22 protein-coding genes and 1 pseudogene are annotated in these 24,397 nt (G+C 66.4%); 16 read left to right on the top strand and 7 right to left on the bottom strand.

The window, feature by feature from the left end:
- The first annotated feature begins 23 nt into the window (after positions 1-23).
- The 5 genes from DIE13_RS17620 to DIE13_RS17600 all read left to right on the top strand — a co-directional run bounded on the left by DIE13_RS17620 (position 24) and on the right by DIE13_RS17600 (position 5,873).
- Positions 24-1,514, top strand: a complete 1,491-nt coding sequence (locus DIE13_RS17620; protein WP_124828360.1) for an aldehyde dehydrogenase — start codon at positions 24-26, stop codon at positions 1,512-1,514.
- Positions 1,515-1,532: 18 nt separating this feature from the next.
- Positions 1,533-2,495 (top strand): VOC family protein, encoded by a 963-nt coding sequence (locus DIE13_RS17615; protein WP_124828359.1) that lies wholly within the window; start codon positions 1,533-1,535, stop codon positions 2,493-2,495.
- The gene (locus tag DIE13_RS17610) at positions 2,492-3,736 is read left to right on the top strand and encodes an NAD(P)/FAD-dependent oxidoreductase (protein WP_124828358.1); all 1,245 of its coding nucleotides are present in this window, start codon (positions 2,492-2,494) and stop codon (positions 3,734-3,736) included. Before DIE13_RS17615 ends, DIE13_RS17610 begins: the two co-directional genes overlap by 4 nt.
- A gap of 38 nt (positions 3,737-3,774) precedes the next feature.
- A complete protein-coding gene (locus DIE13_RS17605; protein ID WP_124828357.1) occupies positions 3,775-5,175 on the top strand; it encodes an MFS transporter in 1,401 nt (466 codons plus the stop codon).
- Positions 5,176-5,321: 146 nt separating this feature from the next.
- Positions 5,322-5,873 (top strand): GNAT family N-acetyltransferase, encoded by a 552-nt coding sequence (locus tag DIE13_RS17600; protein ID WP_124828356.1) that lies wholly within the window; start codon positions 5,322-5,324, stop codon positions 5,871-5,873.
- A gap of 98 nt (positions 5,874-5,971) precedes the next feature.
- Here the strand turns inward: DIE13_RS17600 and DIE13_RS17595 are convergent, their stop codons facing one another.
- On the bottom strand, positions 5,972-6,898 hold the full coding sequence (locus DIE13_RS17595) for an ADP-ribosylglycohydrolase family protein (RefSeq protein ID WP_124828355.1): 927 nt from the start codon (positions 6,896-6,898) through the stop codon (positions 5,972-5,974).
- 275 nt (positions 6,899-7,173) lie between these two features.
- On the opposite strand from DIE13_RS17595, the pseudogene DIE13_RS17590 reads away from it, so the two are divergent.
- The 3 genes and pseudogenes from DIE13_RS17590 to DIE13_RS17580 all read left to right on the top strand — a co-directional run.
- Positions 7,174-7,344 (top strand): annotated as a pseudogene (locus DIE13_RS17590) (hydroxylamine reductase); the annotation flags it as partial.
- A gap of 170 nt (positions 7,345-7,514) precedes the next feature.
- Positions 7,515-7,658, top strand: coding sequence for a hypothetical protein (locus tag DIE13_RS33835; protein ID WP_233410117.1), 144 nt, complete (start codon positions 7,515-7,517; stop codon positions 7,656-7,658).
- Between the two features lie 93 nt (positions 7,659-7,751).
- A complete protein-coding gene (locus tag DIE13_RS17580; RefSeq protein WP_124828354.1) occupies positions 7,752-8,153 on the top strand; it encodes a PPC domain-containing DNA-binding protein in 402 nt (133 codons plus the stop codon).
- A 348-nt stretch (positions 8,154-8,501) separates the two neighbouring features.
- Here the strand turns inward: DIE13_RS17580 and DIE13_RS17575 are convergent, their stop codons facing one another.
- Together DIE13_RS17575 and DIE13_RS17570 are read right to left on the bottom strand one after the other, a co-directional pair.
- Positions 8,502-8,750, bottom strand: a complete 249-nt coding sequence (locus DIE13_RS17575; protein WP_124828353.1) for an adhesin — start codon at positions 8,748-8,750, stop codon at positions 8,502-8,504.
- 608 nt (positions 8,751-9,358) lie between these two features.
- On the bottom strand, positions 9,359-9,793 hold the full coding sequence (locus DIE13_RS17570; protein ID WP_124828352.1) for a universal stress protein: 435 nt from the start codon (positions 9,791-9,793) through the stop codon (positions 9,359-9,361).
- Between the two features lie 393 nt (positions 9,794-10,186).
- Here DIE13_RS17570 and DIE13_RS17565 point away from each other — a divergent pair, with 393 nt between their 5' ends.
- Positions 10,187-11,671: an amidase gene (locus DIE13_RS17565; protein ID WP_124828351.1), complete on the top strand. Its 1,485-nt coding sequence runs from the start codon at positions 10,187-10,189 to the stop codon at positions 11,669-11,671.
- A gap of 72 nt (positions 11,672-11,743) precedes the next feature.
- Here DIE13_RS17565 and DIE13_RS17560 read toward each other — a convergent pair whose 3' ends face one another.
- Entirely contained in the window at positions 11,744-13,237 is a 1,494-nt protein-coding gene (locus tag DIE13_RS17560; protein WP_124828350.1) for a carbohydrate porin, read from the bottom strand.
- Here DIE13_RS17560 and DIE13_RS32950 point away from each other — a divergent pair.
- The 6 genes from DIE13_RS32950 (at position 13,236) to DIE13_RS17535 (ending at position 16,741) form a co-directional block, all read left to right on the top strand.
- Positions 13,236-13,403: a hypothetical protein gene (locus DIE13_RS32950; RefSeq protein ID WP_175750402.1), complete on the top strand. Its 168-nt coding sequence runs from the start codon at positions 13,236-13,238 to the stop codon at positions 13,401-13,403. The genes DIE13_RS17560 and DIE13_RS32950 overlap by 2 nt on opposite strands.
- A 165-nt stretch (positions 13,404-13,568) precedes the next feature.
- Positions 13,569-14,261, top strand: a complete 693-nt coding sequence (locus tag DIE13_RS17555) for a hypothetical protein (RefSeq protein WP_124828349.1) — start codon at positions 13,569-13,571, stop codon at positions 14,259-14,261.
- Positions 14,262-14,385: 124 nt separating this feature from the next.
- A complete protein-coding gene (locus DIE13_RS17550) occupies positions 14,386-15,219 on the top strand; it encodes an arylamine N-acetyltransferase (RefSeq protein WP_124828348.1) in 834 nt (277 codons plus the stop codon).
- Between the two features lie 113 nt (positions 15,220-15,332).
- Positions 15,333-15,509: a ribbon-helix-helix protein, CopG family gene (locus DIE13_RS17545; RefSeq protein WP_124828347.1), complete on the top strand. Its 177-nt coding sequence runs from the start codon at positions 15,333-15,335 to the stop codon at positions 15,507-15,509.
- A gap of 1 nt (position 15,510) precedes the next feature.
- Positions 15,511-15,861: a VOC family protein gene (locus DIE13_RS17540; RefSeq protein ID WP_124828346.1), complete on the top strand. Its 351-nt coding sequence runs from the start codon at positions 15,511-15,513 to the stop codon at positions 15,859-15,861.
- Positions 15,862-15,871: 10 nt separating this feature from the next.
- Positions 15,872-16,741: a class I SAM-dependent methyltransferase gene (locus DIE13_RS17535; protein WP_124828345.1), complete on the top strand. Its 870-nt coding sequence runs from the start codon at positions 15,872-15,874 to the stop codon at positions 16,739-16,741.
- Between the two features lie 15 nt (positions 16,742-16,756).
- Here the strand turns inward: DIE13_RS17535 and DIE13_RS17530 are convergent, their stop codons facing one another.
- The gene (locus DIE13_RS17530) at positions 16,757-21,607 is read right to left on the bottom strand and encodes an NAD-glutamate dehydrogenase (protein WP_124828344.1); all 4,851 of its coding nucleotides are present in this window, start codon (positions 21,605-21,607) and stop codon (positions 16,757-16,759) included.
- A gap of 296 nt (positions 21,608-21,903) precedes the next feature.
- Here DIE13_RS17530 and DIE13_RS33425 point away from each other — a divergent pair, with 296 nt between their 5' ends.
- Complete coding sequence (locus tag DIE13_RS33425) at positions 21,904-22,929, top strand: SAM-dependent methyltransferase (RefSeq protein WP_244108801.1); 1,026 nt, start codon at positions 21,904-21,906, stop codon at positions 22,927-22,929.
- A 143-nt stretch (positions 22,930-23,072) separates the two neighbouring features.
- Here the strand turns inward: DIE13_RS33425 and DIE13_RS17520 are convergent, their stop codons facing one another.
- Positions 23,073-23,294, bottom strand: a complete 222-nt coding sequence (locus DIE13_RS17520) for a hypothetical protein (protein WP_096501091.1) — start codon at positions 23,292-23,294, stop codon at positions 23,073-23,075.
- 12 nt (positions 23,295-23,306) lie between these two features.
- Positions 23,307-24,212: a hypothetical protein gene (locus DIE13_RS17515; protein WP_124828343.1), complete on the bottom strand. Its 906-nt coding sequence runs from the start codon at positions 24,210-24,212 to the stop codon at positions 23,307-23,309.
- Positions 24,213-24,397 lie beyond the last annotated feature (185 nt).

The raw sequence follows: 24,397 nt of genomic DNA, 5'->3' as shown, positions 1-24,397 counted from the left end.
GACAGATTTGTGGGACTTGTGACATGACTCCTTTCGATACGAGCCTCGTACCCAACGGCGACATCCTGATCGGCGGCGAGTGGCGGCGCGGCCGTGGCGCGCCTTACGCGAGCATCTATCCGGCCGACCAGTCGCTGAACATGGAAGTGTCGACGGCGAACGCGGAAGACGCGGCCGACGCCGTCGTGGCCGCCGACGCCGCGTGGCGTCGCGCCGACTGGGCCGGCCTCAAGCCGCACCAGCGTGCGCTGGTGCTGTACCGGATCGCCGACCTGATCATGCAGCGTCACGAGGCGCTCGCGAACCTGCAGCGCCGCGACAATGGCAAGCCGATCGGCGAGACGCGCGTGCTGGTGGCGAGCGCGGCGAATACGTTTCGTTATTTCGCGGCGTGCCTGGAAACACTCGACGAAGAACTGACGCCGTCGCGCGGCGATTACCTGACGATGAGCGTGCACGAGCCGATCGGCGTGATCGCGGCGATCACGCCGTGGAACTCGCCGATCGCCTCCGACGCGCAGAAGCTCGCGCCGGCGCTCGCCGGCGGCAACGCGGTGGTGCTCAAGCCGGCCGAAGTCACGCCACTCGTGTCGCTCGCGCTGGCCCGCATCTGCGAGGAAGCCGGCGTGCCGAAGGGCGTGCTGAGCGTGCTGCCCGGCAAGGGCTCGGTGATCGGCGACGTGCTGGTGCGCCATCCGCTCGTGAAGAAGGTGTCGTTCACCGGCGGCACCGAAGTGGGCCGCGGCATCGCGCGCATCGCGGCGGAAAAGCTGATGCCCGTGTCGCTGGAGCTCGGCGGCAAGTCGCCGACGATCGTGTTCGACGACGCGGATCTCGATCATGCGGTGAACGGCGTGTTGTACGGGATCTTCAGCTCGTCGGGCGAGGCGTGCATCGCCGGCTCGCGCCTGTTCGTGCACCGCGCGGTGTACGACGCATTCATGCAGCGGCTGGTGGCCGGCGCGCGCAAGCTGCGCGTGGGCGACCCGACGCGTCCCGACACGCAGATGGGTCCGCTGATCACCGCGAAGCATCGCGAATCGGTGGAGCGCTACGTCGCGCTCGGGCTGGAAGAAGGCGGCCGCCTGCTGTGCGGCGGCGAGCGGCCGTCCGGCGACGGGCGCGAGAACGGCTTCTTCTATCAGCCGACGATTCTCGAAGGCTTGCCGAATAGCGCACGCATCTGCCAGGAAGAAATCTTCGGGCCGGTGCTGGTCGCGATGCCGTTCGACGACGACGCATCGCTGATCGCGCAGGCGAACGACAGCGTGTTCGGTCTTGCCGCCGGCATCTGGACGCGCGACTACAAGCGCGCATGGCGCACCGCGCGCGCGCTGGAGACGGGCACCGTCTGGATCAACACGTACAAGCTGTTCTCGATCTCCACGCCGTTCTCGGGCTGGAAGGAGAGCGGGATGGGCCGCGAGAAAGGGCGTCTCGGCATCCGCGAGTACATGCAACAGAAGAGCCTCTACTGGGGCTTGAACGACGCGCCGCTGCCGTGGGCAAACTGAGCGAAGGGGAATGACGCAATGAGCATCTTGGGTATCGAGCAGATCACGTACGGGGTCGACGACCTCGCGACGTGCAGGCGCTTTTTCGCCGACTGGGGCTTGAAGGAAATCGCGCACGACGACACGCGCGCCCGTTTCGAGACGATGAACGGCTGCACCGTGCTGGTCGTGAAAGGCGATGATCCGTCGTTGCCGCCTGCATTCGAAGCGGGTCCGACGCTGCGTGAAGTCACGTGGGGCGTCGCGACGCAGCAGGACGTCGACGCGCTGCGCACGAAGCTGGCCGGCCAGCCAGGCTATTACGCGCAGGACGATGCGGTCGGCTGCATCGATCCGAACGGCATGGCGATCCGCGTCGAAGTGACGCGCAAGCGCGCACTCGACATCACCGGCTCGCCGTCGAACGTGTGGGGCCAGACGGCGCGGGTCGACCAGCCAAGCCCGATCTATGCGCGCGCCGAGCCGGTCGAGGTCGGGCACGTGGTGTTCTTCACGAACTGCCTCGACGCGCAGGAGACGTTCTATCACGAGCTGCTCGGCTTCGAGACGTCGGATCGTTACCCGGGCCGTGGCGCGTTCATGCGCTGCGCGCCGCACGGCGGCCATCACGACCTGTTCCTGCTCGCGCTGCCCAACGGCAAGCGCGGCCTGAACCATGTCGCGTTCACCGTGCGCGACATCCACGAAGTGTTCGGCGGCGGCATGCACATCGACCGCTGCGGCTGGGAAACGCAGCTCGGCCCGGGTCGTCACCCGGTGTCGTCCGCGTACTTCTGGTACTTCCAGAATCCGGCCGGCGCGCTGATCGAGTACTACGCGGACGAAGACGTGCTGACGCCCGAATGGCAGCCGCGCGAATTCGAACCGGGCCCGACCGTGTTCGCCGAATGGGCCGTCGACGGCGGTCTCGACGGCAACACGCGCCGGCAGAAGAACGCGAAGGCGCCGGAAGGCAAGTTCATGACGGAGCGCAAATCATGACCGAAGCGAACACGCAGGCGCCGGCCGCGCCCGGCACCGTCGTCGTGATCGGCGGCGGCCAGGCGGCCGGCTGGGTGCTGAAGACGCTGCGCGCGGAAGGGTTCGCGGGCCGTCTCGTGATGATCGCCGACGAGCCGCACCTGCCGTACGAGCGTCCGCCGCTGTCGAAGGCCGTACTGGCCGGCGACGCCGACATCGAAACGGTGCGCGTGGTGCGTCCGGACGAATTCGACGCACTGAACGTCGACGCATGGCAGCCGGAGCGTGCGGCGTCGATCGACCGCGCGCGCCGCGTGGTGAAGACCGAAAGCGGCCGCGAGATCGAATATGACCGGCTCGTGATCGCGACCGGCGGCACCTCGCGTCGTTTGCCCGATGCGATCGTCAACACGCCGAACCTGCATTACCTGCGCACGCTTGACGAAGCGGCCGCACTCGGCGAGAAGCTGCGTGCGAGCCGGCGCGTGCTGGTGATCGGCGGCGGCTGGATCGGTCTCGAAGTCGCGGCCACCGCGCGCAAGCTCGGCGTCGACGCGGTCGTCGTCGAAGGCGCGCCGCGTCTGTGCGGGCGTTCGGTGCCGCAGATCGTGTCGGACTTCCTGCTCGACCTGCATCGCGCGAACGGCGTCGACGTGCGGGTCGGCGCGGCGCTCGCGTCGCTCGACGCGCAGCCGGGCGACGCGTCGAAGGTCCGCGCCACGCTCGCCGACGGCACGACGATCGACGCCGATTTCGCGGTGGCCGGCATCGGCCTCGCGCTGAACGCGACGCTCGCGAGCGATGCGGGCCTGGCGATCGACGACGGCATCGTCGTCGACGAATTCGGTGCGACCAGCGATCCGGCGATCTTCGCGTGCGGCGACGTGGCGAACCATCACAACGGCTGGCTGAAGCGGCGCGTGCGGCTTGAATCGTGGGCGAACGCGCAGAACCAGGCGATCGCGGCGGCGAAGGCCGTGCTTGGCGTGCGTGCGCCGTATGCGGAGATTCCGTGGTTCTGGTCCGATCAGTACGACGTGAATCTACAGATCCTCGGCGATCTGCCGGCCGACGCACAGGTCGTCGTGCGCGGCGATCTCGGCGCGCGACGCGCGACGCTGTTTTTCGTTGGTGAAGGGCACGTGAGAGGTGTCATCGCCGTCAACAACGCACGCGAGCTCAAGCTCGCGCGCAAGTGGATGAACCAGGGCCGGGCAGTGGATACGGAAGCCCTGGCAGACACGACCCAAGCGCTTGCCTGACCGGCCAACCCGGTAAAAAGATCCAGGAGACACCCCGCATGAGCACTTTCGACAACGTCGTGGCCGGCAGGGCCACGATGGAAGCCGCCGCCTCCACGCCCGGCGCGATCATCGCGCGGCTCGAGCGGCTTCCGGCCAACTCGATGCAGATCCGCGCGCGCGTGCTGATCGGCACCGCGACGTTCTTCGACGGCTTCGACGTGATCACGATCGCGGCGACGCTGCCGCTGCTGATTCACAAATGGGGGCTGTCGCCGACGCAGATCGGCATGTTGATCGCGTCCGGCGCGATCGGCCAGCTGATCGGCGCATTCCTGTTTCCCGCGCTGGCGGAGAAGCACGGCCGCGTGAAGGCGATTGCATGGAGCTCGGCCGTGATCGGCGTCACCAGCATCGCGTGCGGCTTCGCGCCGACGTTCGAGATATTCGTGCTGCTGCGGATCCTGCAGGGGCTCGGTCTCGGCGGCGAGTTGCCGGTGGCGGCAACGTACATCAACGAAATCACGCGCGCGCACGGCCGTGGCCGTTTCGTGCTGCTGTACGAAATCGTGTTCCCGATCGGCCTGCTGGTATCGATGGCGCTCGGCGCATGGCTCGTGCCGAGGTTCGGCTGGGAGATCATGTACTTCGTCGGCGGGTTGCCGCTGATCCTCGCGCTGCTGCTCACGCATCTCGTGCCGGAATCGCCGCGCTGGCTCGCGTCGCGCGGGCGGCTCGCGGAAGCCGGGCGTGCGGTGGGCGTGTTCGAATCGGCGGTGCGCGGCGAACTGCCGCCCGTCACGCAGGCGGCCGCGTTCGACGAGATGGTGCGCCAGCACCCGAAGCGCCGCATGAGTGACCTGTTCAGCGCCGCGTATCGCAAGCGCACGCTCGCGGTGGCGACGCTGTGGGCGACCTGCGGGTTCATCCAGTACGGGCTGTCCACGTGGCTGCCGACGATCTACAAGAACTTCTATCACGCGCCGCTGCAACTCGCGCTGAACCTCGCGGTGATCGGCTCGGTGATGGGCGTGTTCGGTTCGCTCGCGTCCGCGCTGCTGGTCGACAAGCTCGGCCGCAAGCCGGTGATCGTGTGGTCGTTCGTGTTGTGTGCGTTGTCGCTGGCGTTGGCGGGCATCTATCACGCCTCGTCGGTGTACGTCGTCGCGATCTTCTGCTCGCTGTCGCTCGGGCTGATGGCGTCGGGCTTCATCACCGCGTACGTCTATACGCCGGAACAATATCCGACGAGCATCCGCGCGTCGGGCTGCGGGCTCGGCAGCGCGTGGCTGAAGGTTGCGTCGTTCGCGGCGCCGATGATCGTGCCGCACGCGATCGTCGGCGGCAATCTCGCGCCGGCGTTCTACCTGATCGGCATCGTCCCGCTGATCGCGGCGGTGACCGTGCACTTCGTCGGGATCGAGACGAAGGGCAAGGTGCTCGAAGCGCTGGAAGCGTAAGCGCGGCTGGCAGCAACGGTCGACAGGGAAGGCCCGGACGATGTCCGGGCCTTTTTGCATTGGCGCGGATCGAACGCGCCGGGCAGCGTGCACGTGCGGCTTGCATGTTCTAATTCGCGGTCCCGTTTTTTTCGCCGGCCGTCGCCATGCCCTTGTTCCAGCCCGTCACGCTGCATACTTCCCGCCTCGTCCTGCGCCCGCTTCGCGAAACGGATGCGCATGCATTCTTCGACATCTGGTCGGATATGGAAGCCATGCGCTATTTCTCGTTTGCACCGCTCACCGATCCGGCACAGGCTGCCGAGCGCGTCGCGCGCAATCTGACTACGACCGCCAGCGGCCAGGATCTGGTTTGCGTACTCGAAGCGCGCGACACCGGCGATGTGCTTGGCGAATGCGTGCTGTTTCATGCGCATGAGCAATGCCGGCGTGCCGAGATCGGCTTCAGCCTGCGTCGTCGGTACTGGCGCGGCGGATATATGCGCGAGGCGGCAGCGGCCGTGCTCGAGCACGCGTTCGGCACGCTGCGCCTGAATCGCATCGAAGCCGACATCGATCCGCGCAACGTCGCATCGGCCGGGCTGCTCGAAAAGCTCGGATTCGTCAGGGAAGGCGTGCTGCGCGAACGCTGGATCGTCGGCGACGAGGTGTCGGACAGCGCGCTGTACGGGTTGCTCGCGAGCGATCCGCGCGGATAACGTGGCCGGGCACGCGGTATTGATCCGGCGATCGCGGACTTCGCGAATCTGCGGCCGCCGGGTTCGATTCGACACTCGGCCGGGGTGCTGCCACACGTTCATGCTTGCGTGAGCCAGCCCTCGACCATGTCCCTTCCACGCAGCATCGTGACCCATCGGTCCGGCAGCGCCTGCTCGCCATGCAGTGCGCCGGCGAGGCTGCCCGCGATCGCCGCGGTCGTGTCGGTGTCGTTGCCGAGCGCGATCGCTCGCTTCACGCAGTCTTCGTAGCTGTCCGTCGACAACAGGCAATGGATAGCCGACCAGAAGCTGTCGACCACGTAGCCCGAGCCTTGCGGTGCATCGAAGCGGCCGTCGAGCACGACCTTCAGTTCGAACGCGTCGACCGTGCCTTCGTAGCGCGTCAGGAGTTCGTCTTCCGCCGTGCGTACCGCATCGGGCGCGGGCTGGCCGTCGACGATTCCGAGTGCCGTCAACGCATACAGCGCGCAGCACAGCTGCGAGCGCGGATGCGCGTGCGTGACGACGCTCTGCTTGCGCGCAAGCCGGATCGCTTCGTCGCGTGACGCGGCGACCATGACGACCGGAAAGCAGCGCATCAGCGATCCGTTGCCGTTGTCGCGCTCATCGGCGGGGCCGGCCGCGGCCGAGGTGGTGCCGGCTGCCAGTGCGTGAAGCGCACGCTGCGTCTGCAGGCCGACGTCGAACACGCGGCCGTCCGGCGTGAACGCGCCGCGATGAAGCCAGTCCTGCAGGTTGCCGGCGAAGGTGTCGAGATTCAGGCCGCGGTCGTGCGACAGCGCATCGAGCAATGCGAGCGCCTGCGCGCCGTCGTCGCTCCAGGTGCCGGGCGGCACGCCGGCGTGCGTGCGCGCAAAGCCCGGTGGCGGCGTCATGTCGATCGCGGCGGGGGAGGGGAGTGCCGACGCGGCGTGGAATTCATACGGGACGCCCAGCGCGTCGCCGATCAGCAGGCCAAGCAGGCCGCCGCGCAGGCGGGATGGTCGGTTCGGAATGGGAGTCATCGGATCGTGTTCGGGTGGCCGGCGCGTGCCGCGCAAGATCGTGCAGACTAGACGAATCGCGTCCGCATGCCTAGGGTCAGCCCCATGCATGAATTTTCCAGAGCCGGGGGCGTGCCCTGGTCAACGCGGCGTGTGCGGTGCGAACGAATGTCGCATCGGTGCCGTTGCGCGGTGGACTGGCGTCGAACGGTAGCGTGCATGACGATACCGGGAAGACGACGAACGATGGCCAGGAAATTTCCGCTGCATCCGGTACATCCGGAACGGATCCGCTCCGATTAACCATGACGGTGATGGAACTGCTTGGCAGCGCGAACACCGGGCGCTTCGTCGCGCAGCAGCCGAGCGCCGTGCATGTGACGCCGGTGGCGGGCAAGGCGATCCTCGTGTCGGGCCACGAGCTTGGCGATCTGCACGCATTGCCCGAACAGACGGCCGGCACTGGCCAACACGCGCAACTGGGACGGGTGCCTCGAATTCCTGATCCGGCTGCGGCCGGACGGCCGGTTCTCGACCTATCTGCGCGAGCACGCGCGGCCGGGCGATCCGCTGATCGTGCGCGTGCCGATGGGCGGGGGCGGATTGGGCCGGTTTTCGCGGCACACTGGTCGAGGCGTTGCGCGCGGCGCTCGCGCAGGGTTCGGTGCTGCCGGATATCTACGTGCGCAGGCCGCCGCCGCTGGCGGAGAGGGCGATGGAAGTCGCGGTCGGGGCCGGCGTGCCGGATGCGCAGTTCGCGAGCGAGCGGTTCACGGTGTGACGCGGAGGGATTCCTTCTGACCAGTGTCTTGCCGGATCGCATGGCCAAACGTACTCTTGGTTGAAACCCGGAACCGCGAGCACGTTACCGACCATGCAAGCCCATCCTCTGCGTCTTTCCACCGGCGACGATCTGCGCGCGTCGATCGAGCATGCGTTGCGCGGGCTCGACGCGCACGCGGCCTTCGTCATCCAGGGCATCGGCAGCCTGAACGTCGCGCAGTTGCGTTTTGCCGGCGTGGACGCGCCAACCGAACTGCGCGGCGACCTCGAGATCCTGACGCTCGCCGGTTCGGTATCGCCGGACGGTGCACACCTGCATATGTCGGTGTCGGATGCGCAAGGTCGCGTATCGGGCGGGCACGTCTCGAGCGGGTGCGTGGTCCGCACGACTGCCGAGATACTGCTCGTGCTGTTGCCCGCACATCGTTTCTCCCGCGAGCCCGATGCGGGCACCGGATTCAACGAGCTGGTGATTCGTCCGGAGGCGGGGTGAGCGGGCGAGAACTGTTACGGAAAGCAGACTTGTTCAGCACGTGTGGAAGCAGAGGGTGCAGGAGAGGGGGCGTGCGCAGCGCGCACGCGAACGACGTCGGCCCAAGTGCCGGGCCGCGACGGACGTTGCCGGGAGACACACACCCGGCGCTATAACGAGCGCATGCCCGACGTACTGCGGTGGCCGCTCACGTGCCGGCATTCGGGCCGATTCGACGGCGCGCTGCCGCTACCCGCATGTCAATGGTTGCGGCGGTGCACAACGGGAAAACGACGACGCGCGCTGACTGCGACCGGCTTCGATTAACCCGTTCGATGCGAGCGCAACCGACTCGGTTGTTGCTCTGCGTCAGCGGGACGCCATCGCGACATCCGGCGCACCGCGTCCGGTCACCAGGCAACCGGACATGAAGGCTTCGCTCTGGCTGCCGGCCGCCGCGTTGCCGAAGCCTCGGCTGAGCGCGTCGTACTTGATCTGTTCGGCAGCCTGCGTGCACGCCAGCGGGCTCGCGTCGCGGCCTTGCGCGTGCAGCATTGCACGGTCGCCGATCAGATAAACCAGCAGCGCGAAAAAAACGACGTGTACGGTTCGTCTCATGGTTCGTCTCCTAGTCGCTCAAGCGTAACGCGGACCGGTTCGAAGAAACACTTGGGGGTTCCCCCCGGTAAACGTCTGCTGAAACGCTGACCGTCAGCGGGGATCGTGTCCCATTTTGTTGCGTTCCAGCCGGGAAAAACAGGGGGGAGGCGGCGTAGCAGGCGCGCGATTGACGCGAATTTGACGAATATCAGAGTACGGACGGGGCGCGACGGTCGAGCTGCCGTTCAAAGCGATAGCATGAATACATGTTTTGACGGAGCGCGATGGGCGGCGAGCGATGAGCACATCGGTTCCTGGCGAAGCCGCTACGTATTGAACATCGCTATCGAAATAGTGAGGAATCCAAATGCTTGACGTGTCTTCCGTGTTGATCAGTCTGGCGCCGATGTGGGCAATTCTGCTGGTGGCGTCGTCCGCAGCGACCTATCTGGTGTTCTGGCGCAAGGTCATCAAGTAAGCGCCGCGCGACAGGAATCGCCCTGCTGTTGCGCGCTTCGATCCCGTGTCCGTTCGGGCCGGCACATCGGCGCTTCGGCAGCGTTTCAGTCGCGATGCCGCGCAGTGCGCGCCGCGACGAAACCCGCGACGCGAAGCGGGCGCACCGCTTATTGCACCGCGGTCACCGGCACATTCGAGATCCGCACGAGCCGCGCCATCATGCTGCGCCCGAACATCGACAGCAGCGAGTGAAGGGGATCGTGCCGCGGTGCGACGACGACGATTTCGTCGCATCCGGTTTCGGCCGCAACGGTCGCGATCGTATCGGCCACCGGCCCGACCTTCTTCACGACGCTGTAGCGCACGCCGGCTTCCCGCAGAATCTGCTCGGCCATCGCCAGATCGTCGCACGCGAATTTCTCCTCGATCGAGCGCAGCCGCGACAGCGGGTGAAAGGCCTCGAGCCGCGTCGCCTCGAGCGGGGCCTGTACGTTGATCAGCACGATCTCCGACGCGCAGCGTTCGCGGTACAGGAACGTCGCATGGCGGACCGCCTGAAGCGAGCGGGGTGAGTGACCGACCGGAACCAGCAGCTTGAGCATGGAGAATGCCCCGAAATCGAGATGTTTCCAGCGTAGCGGGGCGCAGGATCGCGCAATCTAAAGAGATCGGGCGGCCGCGTAAAAATGTCGTTAACGTCCCGCTGCGTCGGGCGGCGCCTATTAGAAATATAAGAAATTTAAGTTTATGCGCATAAACATTTTTATCGGCAGGCCCGGCGCGAACGGCCGCGCGATGGGGTAATCCGATCCAGCGGAGCGCCACATCGATTTAGTCGGATCCTCAATGAATCGCGACGGAAAATATCGAAGGTCGCCCGTCCGGCGTCGCGTAGAGTAGAGCATCATCGGCCGCGGCGCGGCCCGTTCCGGCCGCCGGGGCGGACTGCTGCCGTCACGCGGCCCGCCTACCATTCCGGTTTCAGGAGACCCCGCATGCCGCACGGCGCCCCGCAGCTTCTCGCCCCCGCATCCATCACCGTCGACCCGATCGTGCGCCTGTCGGCCGGCGAGCTCGCATCGGCGATCCGCAGCAAGACGGTGTCCTGCGTCGAGACGATGCGCGCGTATCTCGATCACGTCGAGCGCGTGAACGGCGCGGTGAATGCGCTGGTTTCGCTGCGCGATCGCGACACATTGCTCGCCGAAGCCGCCGAAAAGGATGCCGCGCTCGCACGCGGCGAGTATCAGGGCTGGCTGCACGGGATGCCGCAGGCGCCGAAGGATCTCGCGATGACGAAGGGGCTGCGCACGACCTACGGCTCGCCGATCTTTCGCGATAACGTGCCGCAGGCGGATTCGGTCGGCGTCGGACGGATGCGTGCGGCCGGCGCCATCTTCATCGGCAAGACCAATACGCCGGAGTTCGGTCTCGGCTCGCATACGTTCAACGAAATCCACGGCGCGACGCGCAATCCGTACGACCTGACGAAGAGTGCCGGCGGCAGCAGCGGCGGCACGGCGGCGGCGTTGGCAGCGCGGATGTTGCCGGTCGCGGATGGCAGTGACTTTGGCGGCTCGCTGCGCAATCCGGCCGCGTTCTGCAACATCTACGGTTTCCGCCCGTCGCAGGGTCGCGTGCCGCGCTGGCCGGGCGTCGACGTGTACATGCAGCAGCTCGGCATCGAAGGGCCGATGGGCCGCACGGTCGGCGACGTCGCGCAACTGCTGTCGATCCAGGCCGGCTACGATCCGAACGATCCGCTGTCGCTCGCGGAGGATCCGGCCGTGTTCGCGAAGCCGCTCGACAAGGATCTGCGCGGCGAACGCATCGCATGGGTCGGAGACTGGAACGGCTATCTGGCAACCGAACCCGGTGTGCTCGCACAGTGCGAAAAGGGCTTGGCGACGCTGCGCGAGATCGGCTGCGACGTCGATGCCGCGCTGCCGGCGTTTGCGCCCGACCGGATCTGGCGCCTGTGGCTCGCGCATCGTCACCTGCTGTCGGGCGGCGGACTGCTCGCGCACTATCGCGACCCGGCGCGGCGCGCGCTGTTGAAGCCTGAGGCGATCTACGAGGTCGAAGGGTTGCTCGCGATGCAGGGTGCGGCGGTGTTCGATGCGAGCATCGAGCGCACCGCGTGGCACCAGGCCGTGTTGAGTTTCTTCGATCGCTACGACTTCATCGCCGCGCCGACGGCGCAGGTGTTCCCGTTCGACGTCGAGCAGCGCTGGCCGACGGAGATCGCGGGCCGTGCCATGGATACGTACCATCGCTGGATGGAAACGGTCGTGCCGTGGACGCTGGCCGGCTGCCCGGTGATCAGCGTGCCGGTCGGTTTCAACGACGCGGGGCTGCCGATGGGGATGCAGCTGATCGGCCGGCCGCGCGCGGATCTCGCGGTGCTGCAACTCGCGCGTGGCTACGAACGGGCGGCCGACTGGGTCGGCCAGCGCGTGCCTGACTGGATGGCTGCCTGACGCGCGCCGCGCCGGGGTGGTCGACAAAGAGCGGCGGGCGCGCATGCCGATGCACGCTCGCCGCCGTGCACATTAGAACGCAATGTTGGTCCGCAGGCCGAGCACGAACGTATTGCGCAGCGACGCACGCGGATCCGACGGATTCTGGCCGGCGCCCGCATTGAACGTGTACTGCGCGTCGGCCTGGATCTGCCACCACGGCGCGACCTGATAGTTGTAGGTGGCTTCCAGTGCGGTCTCGCTGCCGCGCACGCCATACGGCGCGCCGTCGAATGCGAGCGCATCCCGGTCGAGCGCGCGCGCGTGACGGCCGACCTTGATGTAGGTGAGCGCGAGGCCCGCCGAGTCGTTGTCGCGGCCGGCGAACGGCGCCTTCAGCACGACGCCGACGTTGGCCGCCGCGCTGACGAGATTGCGGTCGCCCGGCGCGCCCATCACGCGCGCGAACACGCCGAGGCTGCGCGGGCTGTCGGGGCCGGCGCGCCACACCATCTGATCGGCCACCGCATATACGCTGTAGTCGCCGCGATGCGGCCGGCCGATCGCGCTCGAATCGGCGCTCGCGAGCGAGCGGCCCGTCGTGTCGTCGCGCTGGTCCGCGAAGCTGCCGCTGTGATACCAGACGCCGAGCTTGTAGGTGCCGGGCAGCCCGGCCGGCGTTTTCGTGCCGCCAGCGGCGCCTGCCTGGTTGATCGCGTATTGCAGCTCGCCGATGAAGAACGCGCCGTCGTGCAGGTTGAAGTTCGTGCCGCTGCGATTGTTCGGGTTGTTGCCGACCGGGTCGCCGTCGAACACGCCGGCGAGCGCCGTCAGCGACGGCGTGAGCTTCGCGCGCACCCGCACGCCGAGCGCGGACAGCGGATACGCGGGGCCGCCGCTCGGCAGGTCGTACGACGGCAGCGCGGGCCAGCCGAACATCGTGTTGAGGAAGAGCGACGAGTACTCGCTGGTCAGGAATTCCTGGTCGACGGCCTGCTGGCCGACCCGCACGTCGACGCGGTCGTCGAGCAGCGCCTGCTGATACCAGAGTTCCCACAGTCGCGTGGCGTCGTCGGCTTCGATGCCGCTCGCCGTGTTCAGCGTGCCGAGATAGTTCGGGCTGAATTGGCGGCCGTGGATCTGCAGTGCGCTGACGCTGAAATTGCCGCCTTTCCAGCCGAATGCCTTGTCGGTATCGACGCCGAGCGTCATCGTCGTCACGCCGTGGTACGCGACGCCGCGCTCGAGGCCGCCGCGCAGGTTGCCCAGCAACTCGCTCGTTTCGGTCAGCGCGAACGTGACGCCGTACTTGCCGAGCCACGGGCGAATGCCGCCCATGTCGCCGAGCAGCGTGTCGCGCGTCCACAGGCTGTCGGAGGCGGGCGCGTCCGCTTCGGGTTGTGGTGCGGACGCCGTCTTCGGCGCCTCTTGCGCGAAGGCCGCGCCGGCGATCAGCTGGGCGGCGCACGCGAGCGCGACGACGGACAGGCGGCGGGGCGTGCGACGGGAAATGCGGTGCGACGCGCGGCGTGACGAGCGGTCGGCCACGACGACGGGCGCGGGACCGGGCAGCGAAACAGGCGACATGAAATTCCTTGCGGGTAAGGCGATGAGCGCGTCGCGCGGCAGCGCGCGGGAAATTGAAAGCGGAAGCGGAGCGAATCGTAAGAAACACGCATCCCGTCGTCAATTGCCGGAACCCGAAATAAACGATATTGATGCGGAAAAGGAACGAATTTCGATGTGTGCTTGATATCGCGCAGCCGGTCCGGATGAATGCGCGACGCGAGGTAATGAGACGGCGGAATTGCAAGCGGCATCGACAGGCGATTTCGTTTCGATGTGTTTCAGTCGTTGCGGCGGTGCGCGACGCGCTTCGAAAATGTCGGCCTCAATCATTCCGGCACGAGGGAAACACATGGAGCACATTCGCGCGACGGGCAAGCGCCTGGCAGCGGCGGGCATCGCATTCGGCATCCTGCTTGGCGTGAACGGCACCGCGCATGCGCAACTCGACCTGCAGTCGATCGGATCGTCGCTGCTCGGTGGCGGGCAGCAACAGGCCGCGCCCGCGCAGGGCGGCGTCGCGCAATTGATGCAGGCGTACGTCGGCGCGAACCGGCAGGTGCTGGCCGGCCAGTCGTCGCTCGCATCGGCGATGGGGCTGACCGGCGCGGCCGGGCAGGCGCAGCAGGCTGCCGGCCTGCTGGGCGACGGCAACGCATTGACGCCGGCCGCGCTGTCGCGGATGGGCGGCGCGCAGCAGTCGGTCTCGCAGGCGCTCGGGCAGGCCTTCGCGAGCGGTGGCGCGACGCAAGGCCCGGTCGACAAGCAGGCTTTCAGCAGCGGCCTCGCGTCGCTCGGCCAGGGCCTCACGCAGTATTCGCAACTGCAGTCCGGGCTCGGCAATCTCGGTTCGACGAGCGCCGCGTCGCTGCTGCAGTCGGGCCTGAACCCGCAGAACATGCAGGCCGCGTCGTATATCGCGCAAAGCGCGCCGGGCCAACTGCAGTCGCTCACCTCGACGCTCAGCCAGGCCGTGCAGTTCGCGACGAGCCAGGGCATTGCGGTGCCGCCGGTCGCATCGTCCGCGCTGAAGCTGCTGCCGTAACGGCACCGCATACCGTGCGCGACGCGGTGCCGGCGTCGCGCGCGGCTCGCCAGGATGGCCCCGCGTAACATGGGGGTTTCGCTCGATGCTATCGTGGCGTGTCCCCTGTTATCGGTGCCGGTTCATGACTGACTCGTTCGACCTCCCGCGCTACTTCGCCCGCATCGGCTACGACGGCCCGGCCGAGCCGTCGCTCGACGTGCTGCGCCGATTGCATCTGCTGCACCCGCAGGCGATTCCGTTCGAAAACCTCAATCCGCTGACCGGTACGCGCGTCGCGCTGGACCTGCCCGCGATCGTCGACAAGGTGGTCCGGCACCGCCGCGGCGGCTATTGCTTCGAACTCAACAAGCTGTTCCATACCGCGCTCACGACGCTTGGCTTTCGCGTGACGCCGCTGATCGCGCGCGTGCGCTGGATGCGGCCGCCGGAGGCCGTCACCGCGCAGACGCACATGCTGCTGCGCATCGATCTCGACGGCGCGACCTGGCTCGCGGACATCGGCTTCGGCAGCGCGACGCTGACCGCGCCGCTGCGCTTCGTGCCGGGCGAGCGGCAGTCGACGCCGCACGGTGCGTTCCGCGTCGTCGACGCGCCGATCGACGGTGAGTTCGACATGCAGTTCGAGATCCCCGACGGCTGGCAGACCACCTACCGCTTTTCGCTGAAACCGGCCGAGTGGATCGATTACGAAGCCGCGAACTGGTTCACGTCGACGTATCCCGAATCGATCTTCGTAAACGACCTGATCGCGTGTCGCGTGCTGCCGGACGGCCGCGCGGCGCTGTTCAACACCACGCTGACGGTGCGCGATGCGGCGGGCGCGGGACGCACGACGACGTTCGACGATGCGGCCGGGTGGGGCGCGTGCCTGCGCGACACGATCGGCATCGATACCGCCGGCTTCGATCTCGACGCGCTGTTCGCACGGCTGGCGGCACGCGCAACCAGCATGTGAGCGCCCGGCGGTGTGGCGCCGGCGCCGGGCTGCGCGTCGTCCGTCGTGCCGTTGCGGTGGCGGGTGCCCGATTCCGGGTTTGACATTTGCTAGATTGCTAGCATACTAGTCCAATGACCGACGAAGAAGTGAAGCAATTCAACGTGTACCTGCCGCTGAGCCTGATCCGGCAGGTCAAGCATCGCGCCATTGAAACGGAGCAGTCGCTGTCCGCGCTGGTGGCCGACGCATTGCGCGCGTATCTGGCTGCCGCACAGCCGGGGGCCGGGCCGTCCACCGAGGAGGAGTGACATGTCATCCGAGCGAATCGAAGCCGTGTTCCTGACGACGCACAACTGGGGCAAGTCGGCAAAGTTCTTCCAGGCGCTGGGCTTCACGCTGGAATTCGAAACCGATCACCATTCGGGCCAGCTGAGAAGCGGCGACGGCCCGTATCTGTTCATCGCCGAAGTGCCGCCGAGCGAGGCTCCCGACATGCAGGTCGTGCTGAAGGTGTCCGCCGAAGAGGCGGTTCGCCCGCAGCCGATCGTCGACGTGGTCACGCCGTTCGAGGACACGCACTGGGGCACGCGCGACATGACCGTGCGCGATCCGGACGGCCGCGTCTGGCGCCTGCAGGCGCCGGGCAAGCCGCACGCGTGAGGTCACGGCGATGACCGATAAGCATCACGACGCGCCGGATGCCCCCGACAGCACCGCCGCGCGGGTCGCGCTGTGGCGTGCGCTGCACGTCGAACTCGATGCGCCGCCGCACGTGCTCGCCGACGAAGTCGGCCTGCGCCTGCTCGCGCCGGGGCCGGGCTGGCAGCAGCGCGGCGACATGGACCCGCAGTTCACGCGGCCGTTTCGCGCGTCGATCGTCGCGCGGGCGCGCTTCATCGAGGATCTCGTCGTCGAGCAGGCCGCGCGGGGCGTGAGTCAGTATGTGATCCTCGGCGCGGGTCTCGACAGTTTCGTGCAGCGCCGGCCCGAGATGGCATCGCGCGTCACCGTATTCGAAGTCGATCCGCCGGCGCCGCAGGCATGGAAGCGCCGCCGCCTGACCGAGACCGGTTTCGGCGTGCCGGACTGGCTGCGGTTCGTGCCGGTCGATTTCGAAGCGAGGCAATCTTGGCGCGACGCGCTCGTGCGCGCGGGCTTCGATGCGGGCAAGCCGGCGGTCGTGGTGTCCACCGGCGTGAGCATGTACCTGACGCGCGAAGCGAACGCGGCGGCGATGCGCGAAGTCGCGTCGCTCGCGCCGGGCTCGACGTTCGCGATGACGTTCCTGCTGCCGCTCGAGCATGCCGATCCGGATGTGCGCCCGGGCCTCGAAATGGCTGCGAAGGGCGCGCGCGCAAGCGGCACGCCGTTCATCAGTTTCTTCATGCCGTCGGAAATCCGCGCGCTCGCGACGCAAGCCGGCTTCGCGCACGCCGAACACGTATCGGCCGCGGCGCTCACACGCCGCTACTTCGCCGAGCGCACCGATGGCCTGCATCCGCCGAACAACGCGGAAGAACTGCTTGTCGCGACGGCGTAGCGCCGCGACTGCCGGTCACGCGCGTTCCAGCACGGCCATCTCGCGCACCACCACGAGCAGCACCGCGAGGCTCGCGCCGCCCGATGCGCGCAGGTCGGCAAGCAGGTGCTCGTAGCGCTGCAGCGCGGCCTCGCGGCGTTCGCGCCACGTGTGGACGATCGTCTCGGGCGCCGTCGAATCCGACGATTCCGAGAGTGCGCTGCTCGCCAGCGCGCGCTTGAGCCGCGCGACTTCCGCGAGCGCCGCCGCGCGCGCCAGCATGTCCCAGTGCGTCGGGGTCGGGAGTGCCGCCGCTCGCTCGCCGATCCATCCATAGTTGAGCAGCGTGCCGAGCGAGAAGTAGACGCCCGCGACGAGTTCGAGGCTGCGGTTGCAGGTTGCGGCCACTTCGGCGATGTCGAGCAGCGCGGCCGAGATGTCGCCGCTCGCGACGCGCACCGCCAGTGCGCCGTCGACGCCGGCTTCGACCAGCACGCGCTGCCGCTCGGACAGCGCGTCGAGCACGTCGGCCGGCAGCAGCGACGGCAGTTGCGGCGCGATGCGCTGTACCGCATCGCGGCAGCGCGCGATCACCCCGGTGACACCGCCGTCGGCCGCCGCGCCCGACTGCAGATGCCGCAGGAACCACAGCGCCGCGCGCTCCAGCAGCCGTGCGACGTCGACGAACATGCGCGCCTGCACGTCGTCGGCGACCCGGTTGTCGAGCGCATCGATGTCGCGCCACACAGCATCGAGATCGAACACGTCGCGCGCCATGATGCATGCGCGCACGATGTCGCCCGGCTTCGCGTCGGTTTCCTCCATCAGCCGGTGCACGAACGTGCAGCCGACGCGGTTGACGAGCGCGTTGGTCAGGTGCGTCGCCAGAATCTCGCGGCGCAGCGGATGGCGGTGCATCGGTTCGCCGAAGCGCTGTTGCAGCGGCTTCGGGAAATAGTCGACGAGCATCGCGGCGACGAGCGGATCCTCGGGCACGTCGGTTTCGAGCAGCGCGTCGTAGAGCCACATCTTGCTGTACGCGAGCAGCACCGCGCGCTCCGGCGACGTGAGGCCCTGTTTCGCGGCCTGCCGTTCGGCGATCTCGTCGTCGGTCGGCAGGAATTCGATCACGCGGTTCAGGCGGCCCGCGCGTTCGAGCCAGCGCATCAGGCGCGCTTCGGCATCGAGCAACTCGACGCTGTAGCGGCCGGCGATCGACAGCGCCTGCGTCTGGTAGTAGTTGTCGCGCAGCACGAGCAGGCCGACTTCGTCGGTCATTTCCGCGAGCAGGGCGTTGCGCTGCTTCTCGGTCATCTCGCCGTCGGTGACGACGAGCCCGAGCAGGATCTTGATGTTGACTTCGTGATCGGAACAGTCGACGCCGGCCGAGTTGTCGATCGCGTCGGTGTTGATGCGCCCGCCGCGCTGCGCGAACTCGATGCGGCCGAACTGCGTGCAGCCCAGGTTGCCGCCTTCGCCGACGACCTTGCAGCGCAGGTCCGCGCCGTTCACGCGTACAGCGTCGTTCGCACGATCGCCGACCTGCTGGTGGGTTTCGTGCGTGGCCTTCACATAGGTGCCGATGCCGCCGTTGTACAGCAGGTCGACCGGCGCCTGCAGGATCGCGCGGATCAGCTCGGTCGGCGGCAGCGCGTGCGCGTCGATGCCGAGCGCGGCCTGCACGGCCGGCGACAGCGGGATCGTCTTCGCGGTGCGCGGATAGACGCCGCCGCCCGACGAGATCGCGGCCGTATCGTAATCGGCCCAGCTCGAGCGTTCGAGCGCGAATATCCGCTGGCGCTCCGCGAAGCTCGTCGCCGGATCGGGGTTCGGGTCGAGGAACACGTGCCGGTGATCGAAGGCCGCGACGAGCCGGATATGCGGAGACAGCAGCATCCCGTTGCCGAACACGTCGCCCGACATGTCGCCGACGCCGACCACGGTGAAGTCGGTAGCCTGCGTATCGATGCCCATCTCGCGGAAGTGCCGCTTCACCGATTCCCATGCGCCGCGCGCGGTGATCGCCATTTTCTTGTGGTCGTAGCCGACCGAGCCGCCGGACGCGAACGCGTCGTCGAGCCAGAAGCCGTATTCGTGCGAGATCGCATTCGCGTAGTCGGAGAAGGTGGCCGTGCCCTTGTCGGCGGCGACGACGAGATACGGATCGTCGGGATCGTGCCGCACCACGCCGGGCGGCGGCACGATCGCGTTGCCGGCGAGGTTGTCGGTCAGGTCGAGCAGCCCGCGCAGGAAGGTCTGGTAGCACGCGATGCCTTCGCGCATCCACGCTTCGCGATCGCTCGGCGGCGGCGGGTTTTTCACGACGAAGCCGCCTTTCGAGCCGACCGGCACGATCACGACGTTCTTCACCATCTGCGCCTTCATCAGCCCGAGCACTTCGGTGCGGAAATCCTCGCGACGATCGGACCAGCGCAGGCCGCCGCGTGCTACGCGCCCGCCGCGCAGGTGCACGCCCTCGACGCGCGGCGAGTACACCCAGATCTCGAACATCGGCTTCGGTTCGGGCAGGCCCGGCACCCTCGCCGGGTCGAACTTGAACGACAGGTACGGCTTCGGTTCACCGTCCGCGTCGCGCAGGAAATAGTTGGTGCGCTCGGTTGCGTTGATCACGCCGAGGAACTGGCGCAGGATCCGGTCCTCGTCGAGGTTCGGCACCTGGTCGAGGGCCGTCTCGATCGCCTTCAGCAAGCGTTCGGCCTGCACGTCGCGCGTGCCGCCCGTGTCGCCGGTGGCCGGGTCGAAGCGCAGCAGGAAGAGTTCGACGAGCTGTCGCGCGATCGCCGGATTGCCGGTCAGCGCGCGCTCGATGTACGCGTCGCTGAACGTCGAGCCGACTTGCCGCAGGTATTTCGCATACGCACGCAGAATCGTGACCTCGCGCGCGCTCAGGTGGGCGCGCAGCACGAGGCGGTTGAAATCGTCGTTCTCGATCCGGCCGCTCCAGATGCGATCGAACGCGTCTTCGAACAGGTCCTTCACGCGCTCGATGTCGAACTCGGTATCGTCGGCAAGTTCGAGCCCGAAGTCGTGCACCCACGCGTGCGCGGCATCCTGCGTCTGGATCCGGTACGGCCGCTCCTCGTCGACGCGCACGCCGAGATGTTCGAGCATCGGCAGGCTGCGCGACAGCGCGATCGGGTCGCCCGCGCGATACACCTTGAAGCGGAACGCGCGCGGCTCCGCTTCGATCGGGCGGTACAGGTTCATCGCGAGCTGGCCTGATTCCTTCACGCGTTCGATCAGCTCGATGTCGCGCACGGCAGTGCGCGCCGGATAGTCGTCGCGATAGCCGGCCGGGAACGATTCCGCATAGCGCTGCAGCAGGCGGTTGCCTTGTTCCTCGCCGAATGCGTCGAGCAGCGCGTCGGCCAGATCGTCCTGCCAGCGGCGTGCGACCTGCACGAGTCGCGTTTCAAGTTCGCGCGTGTCGACGTCGGGCATCGTCCCCGGCTCGGCATGGACGACGAAGTGAATGCGCGCGATCGCCGATTCCGACAGCAGCGGCGTGAACTCGACGTTCACGCCGTTGTACGCGTCGACGAGCAGCTTCGCGATGCGCCGGCGCAGGTCGGTGTTGTACTTGTCGCGCGGCACGAACGCGAGGCACGACACGAAGCGGTCGAAGCGGTCGCGCCGCACGAACAGGCGCGTGCGCTGATGTTCCTGCAGCCGCAGGATGCCGAGCGCGATGTCGTATAGCTGGTCTTCGTCGGCCTGGAACAGTTCGTCGCGCGGATAGGTTTCGAGCACTGTCACCAGCGACTTGCCGAGATGTCCTTTCGGCAAGAAGCCCGCGCGCTGCACGATGTTCGCGCATTTGCGGCGCACGATCGGGATCTCGGTGTACGAGCCGAAATAGGCGGTCGACGTATAGAGCCCGATGAAGCGTCGCTCGCCCGCCACCTTCCCGTCGGGGCCGACGAGCTTCACGCCGACGTAGTCGAGATAGCCGGGCCGGTGCACGGTCGAGCGCGAATTCGCCTTGGTCACGAAGATCGGCCAGGGGCCGGTGATGATCTCGGCGGCGGCCTGCGGCAGCGGCGTCACGTCCGGCGCGCCGGACGGGCGCAGCGCGTCGCGCAGCAGCCCGAGGCCTGACCTTTCCATCCCGCGCAGGCCGAAGCCCGGCCCGTCGGACACCAGCGCGTAATCGCGCTGGCCGAGGAAGGTGAAGTGGTCGGCCACCATCCATTCGAGGAACGCGCGCGCTTCGATGTCTTCCGCGGTCGATTCGCGGGATTTCATGTCCTTGATCGTCGCGCGCGCGATGTCGACGATCTTCGGCCAGTCCTCGACCGACGCGCGCACGTCGCCGAGCACGCGGGCGATGTCGTCGCGCAGCGTGTCGAGCAGGGCGGCGTCGCCGCAGCGGTCGACTTCGAAATGGATGAACGATGCGAGTTGCGACCGGTTGTCGTCGGATGTTGCGCCGCCGGCGTCGACGCGCTCGATGCTGCCGTTGCTGCCGCGCCAGATGCGGAACACCGGATGCAGCGCGGAGTGCAGTGCGAGCCCCAGGCGGTTGACCGCCATCGTCACCGAGTCGACGAGAAACGGCATGTCGTCGTTGACGATCTCGATCACCGTGTGGTCCGAGTGCCAGCCGTGCTGTTCGAGGATCGGGTTGTACACGCGCAGCCGCTCGCTGCCGGGCACATATTTCCGGGCGGTTTGCCAGTGCGCCATTGCGGCGCCATACAGATCGGCGATGCTGCGATTCTGCAGATCGTCGGCGTCTACGAAATCGTAGTAGTGACGCAAGAACGGTTCGACGATCCGGAACGTCGCTTCGGGCAGCCGCCCGCGCGCGAACTCGGCGACGTCGGAGAGCAGGTGTGCGACGACTTCCTCGTTCTTCGCTTCCATGGCGGTCTCCTGTCGGGTGGCCATTGGCTGCTGCGTCTGTCCGGCATTATGCGCCGATTGCGTGACGGCACGATGTGCGGGCGCACAACGAAGGGGCATGCATGGGCCAGCCGCGGCGCCGGTGCAAGCCCGCATGATGGCGGCAGGTTACGATTTATTGCATGATGTCGTACCCGTTCCGGCCGGTCCCCGGGGTGCGAGCCCACATTCGACGGTATCTGACAGCAAGTACGCGGTAAGCCATCTTCGGAGAAATTTGATAGATGAACATCACGCGCATGACCCCGTTTCGTCAAATGACCCGCATGTATCACGCGGTGCTGGATATTCAGAATTCGCTGTCGCAGTTCGCCGTGTCCGCGCAAACCAGAAGCGATCGTCACCTCGGCGATATCGAAGCGCTCAACGCGCGAATTGCGCAGCTGGAATCCACGTGCAGGGAATTGACCGACATGGTCAGGCAGCCGCCGCGCGTCGTCGAACGGCCGTTCGTGCCGTCTCCGCCGTTTACCGCCACCTCGCAACCTGGGGAGTTCGCGCGGTATTCAACCTGCAGCGTCGCGGATTTCTACCATCCGCGCTTCCTCGAAATCTGCGGGATGCTGAATCACCACTTCGTGTTTCACCGCAAATTGTGGGAATGGGTTTTCGTGATCCACCATCTGCTGCAGTCGGGCGAGGTGAAACCGGGCGCGCGCGGGCTGGTATTCGGTGTGGGCAGCGAGCGATTACCGGCGCTGTTCGCGAAGCTGGGCGCGCGGATCGTCGCGACCGACGCACCGGAGGAAATCGGCGAAGCGAACGGCTGGAAAGCCACCGGCCAGCACAGCGCGGCGTCGTCGCAGATTCGCTACGAGGACATCGTCGACGGACGCCTGTTCGACGAGCGCGTGTCGTACGAAGCGTGCGACATGAACCACATCCCGGATCATCTGCGCGATTTCGACTTCAATTGGTCGTCGTGCTGCTTCGAGCATCTCGGCGATCTCGAGGCCGGCAAGCAGTTCGTCGTCAATGCGGTCGAAAAGTGCCTGCGGGTCGGCGGTGTCGCGGTCCATACGACCGAATTCAACCTGACCTCCGACGACGACACGCTCGACAGCGGGCAAACCGTGCTGTATCGCCGCCGCGACATGCTGGAACTGGTCGAGCGGCTGAGAAGCCGCGGGCACGAGGTCCGGCCGTTCGTCGTCGCGCCGGATGCGCACCCGCTCGATTTTCACGTCGACGCGCCGCCTTACAAGAACATCCCGCATCTGAAGCTGGCGTACGAGAAGTATGTGGGCACGTCGGTCGGGTTGGTCGTCAGGCGCGGGCGATAGTCGGGCGGGATGACGTTGAGTCTGGCGTTGCGTCTGTTCGGCGCCATGCACGCGACGGCGTGACGGCGAGATGTGCGGGCGCACAATGGAGTAGAGGGAAGCGCTGGGCGCAACGCCTGTTCGCGGCGTTGCGCGGGAGGATATTAAGCCAGACCCGGCGGCTTCAGGTCGGGGTGCCGCGCATAGAGCGGGTTCATGAAGTCGATCAGCATCGTGGCCAACACCTGCGACACGAATTCGCGATAGGCGACGAATTCCGAATCCGGACACGACGCCTTGACGGTCAGCAGGGAGCGATCCAGTTCGGCTCCCATTTGCAAGACCATGTCGTTCAGGGCACTTGCGATTTGTTTGTCAGAGATCATTGGGTCGCCCTTTTAGCATCCCGCCAACGCGTTGCAACTGTTGACGCAGTTCCAGAACTTGAATCCGAAGTTGCCGGTGGGCAAAGGCGTTGCAGAACATTTTTCCCGGCACATTGCTCGCCAGTGTGTGCAGGAGGAGGTATGCCGGGGCTGTGGTGTCGTGTTGAGGTCGTTCTCGCCGGCCTCGGGACCGACGAAGATGAAGTTTATCGACTCTCGTTCCGTCGTGTAGACGACAGCAAGATCTTCCGAAAATAGCAACGCGGCGTCAAATGCATGTCCGATCGTCGTCGGGCAGGACATCGTTGCCGGTGATAACGTCAAACGAGTGGTCTTATCCTGAGTGGACGACTTTATCTTTCCGTTCAGCCTGCATTTGCCAATATCGATGGACACGTCCACGAGGTTTGGAGCGATCAGGATTTGCATCGAAGTACCGGAAACTATTGCGGACCATTTCCCTGGGCGGATTCGGTCTCTTACCTTATGACGGGGCCGGTAGGGCCTCGCGACAAAGCTCGTGGTTTCGCCGTCGATGCTTAGCATGACACCGATTGATTGACTGCTTGTCCCTTGAATTCCGATCGTGACGTCGGACGAAATTGACGCCCACGGCACATACTCCGTACCGATCGGGCCGTTACGCTGGTCGTAGGAGATGTATCCTGAAATATTGTTATTGTTTCCGTAGGCGATTAAAAAACGCTCGTCTGAAACCTTAATGATTTTGTAGTCAGTGCCGTTTTCAACGGCTTCCCACACCTGGCTGGAAGGAGGGTTGGTTGCCGTGCCGGATCCCGCCTGCAACGGGCTGCCGAGACTGGCGTGCGAGAGGGACATCAACGAAAGCAACAGAGCGGAAAAGCAGCTTCTGAACGCCATGGTTTTCACCTGCGATGATAAGTTGAATGTCGGCATGGTCCTGCTTGCCGGGTTTCATCGCTGGCATTGACACCAAAAGACGGCGACTCGCTGGCTAGATTTTGTCGGAAGCTGAGGTAGCTGTTTTCGTGACGTGGGTTTATTTTTTGAAAAGAGGTGGTAGTCGATGTCGTTACGATCAGGAAAACTAATTGATGAAAGAATGGCTGACAATGCCAATA

Source organism: Burkholderia sp. Bp9016 (genome assembly GCF_003857765.1).
Taxonomy (GTDB): domain Bacteria; phylum Pseudomonadota; class Gammaproteobacteria; order Burkholderiales; family Burkholderiaceae; genus Burkholderia.
The sequence above is the reverse complement of the archived record's forward strand: the minus strand, read 5'-3'. Positions and strand labels throughout refer to the sequence as shown.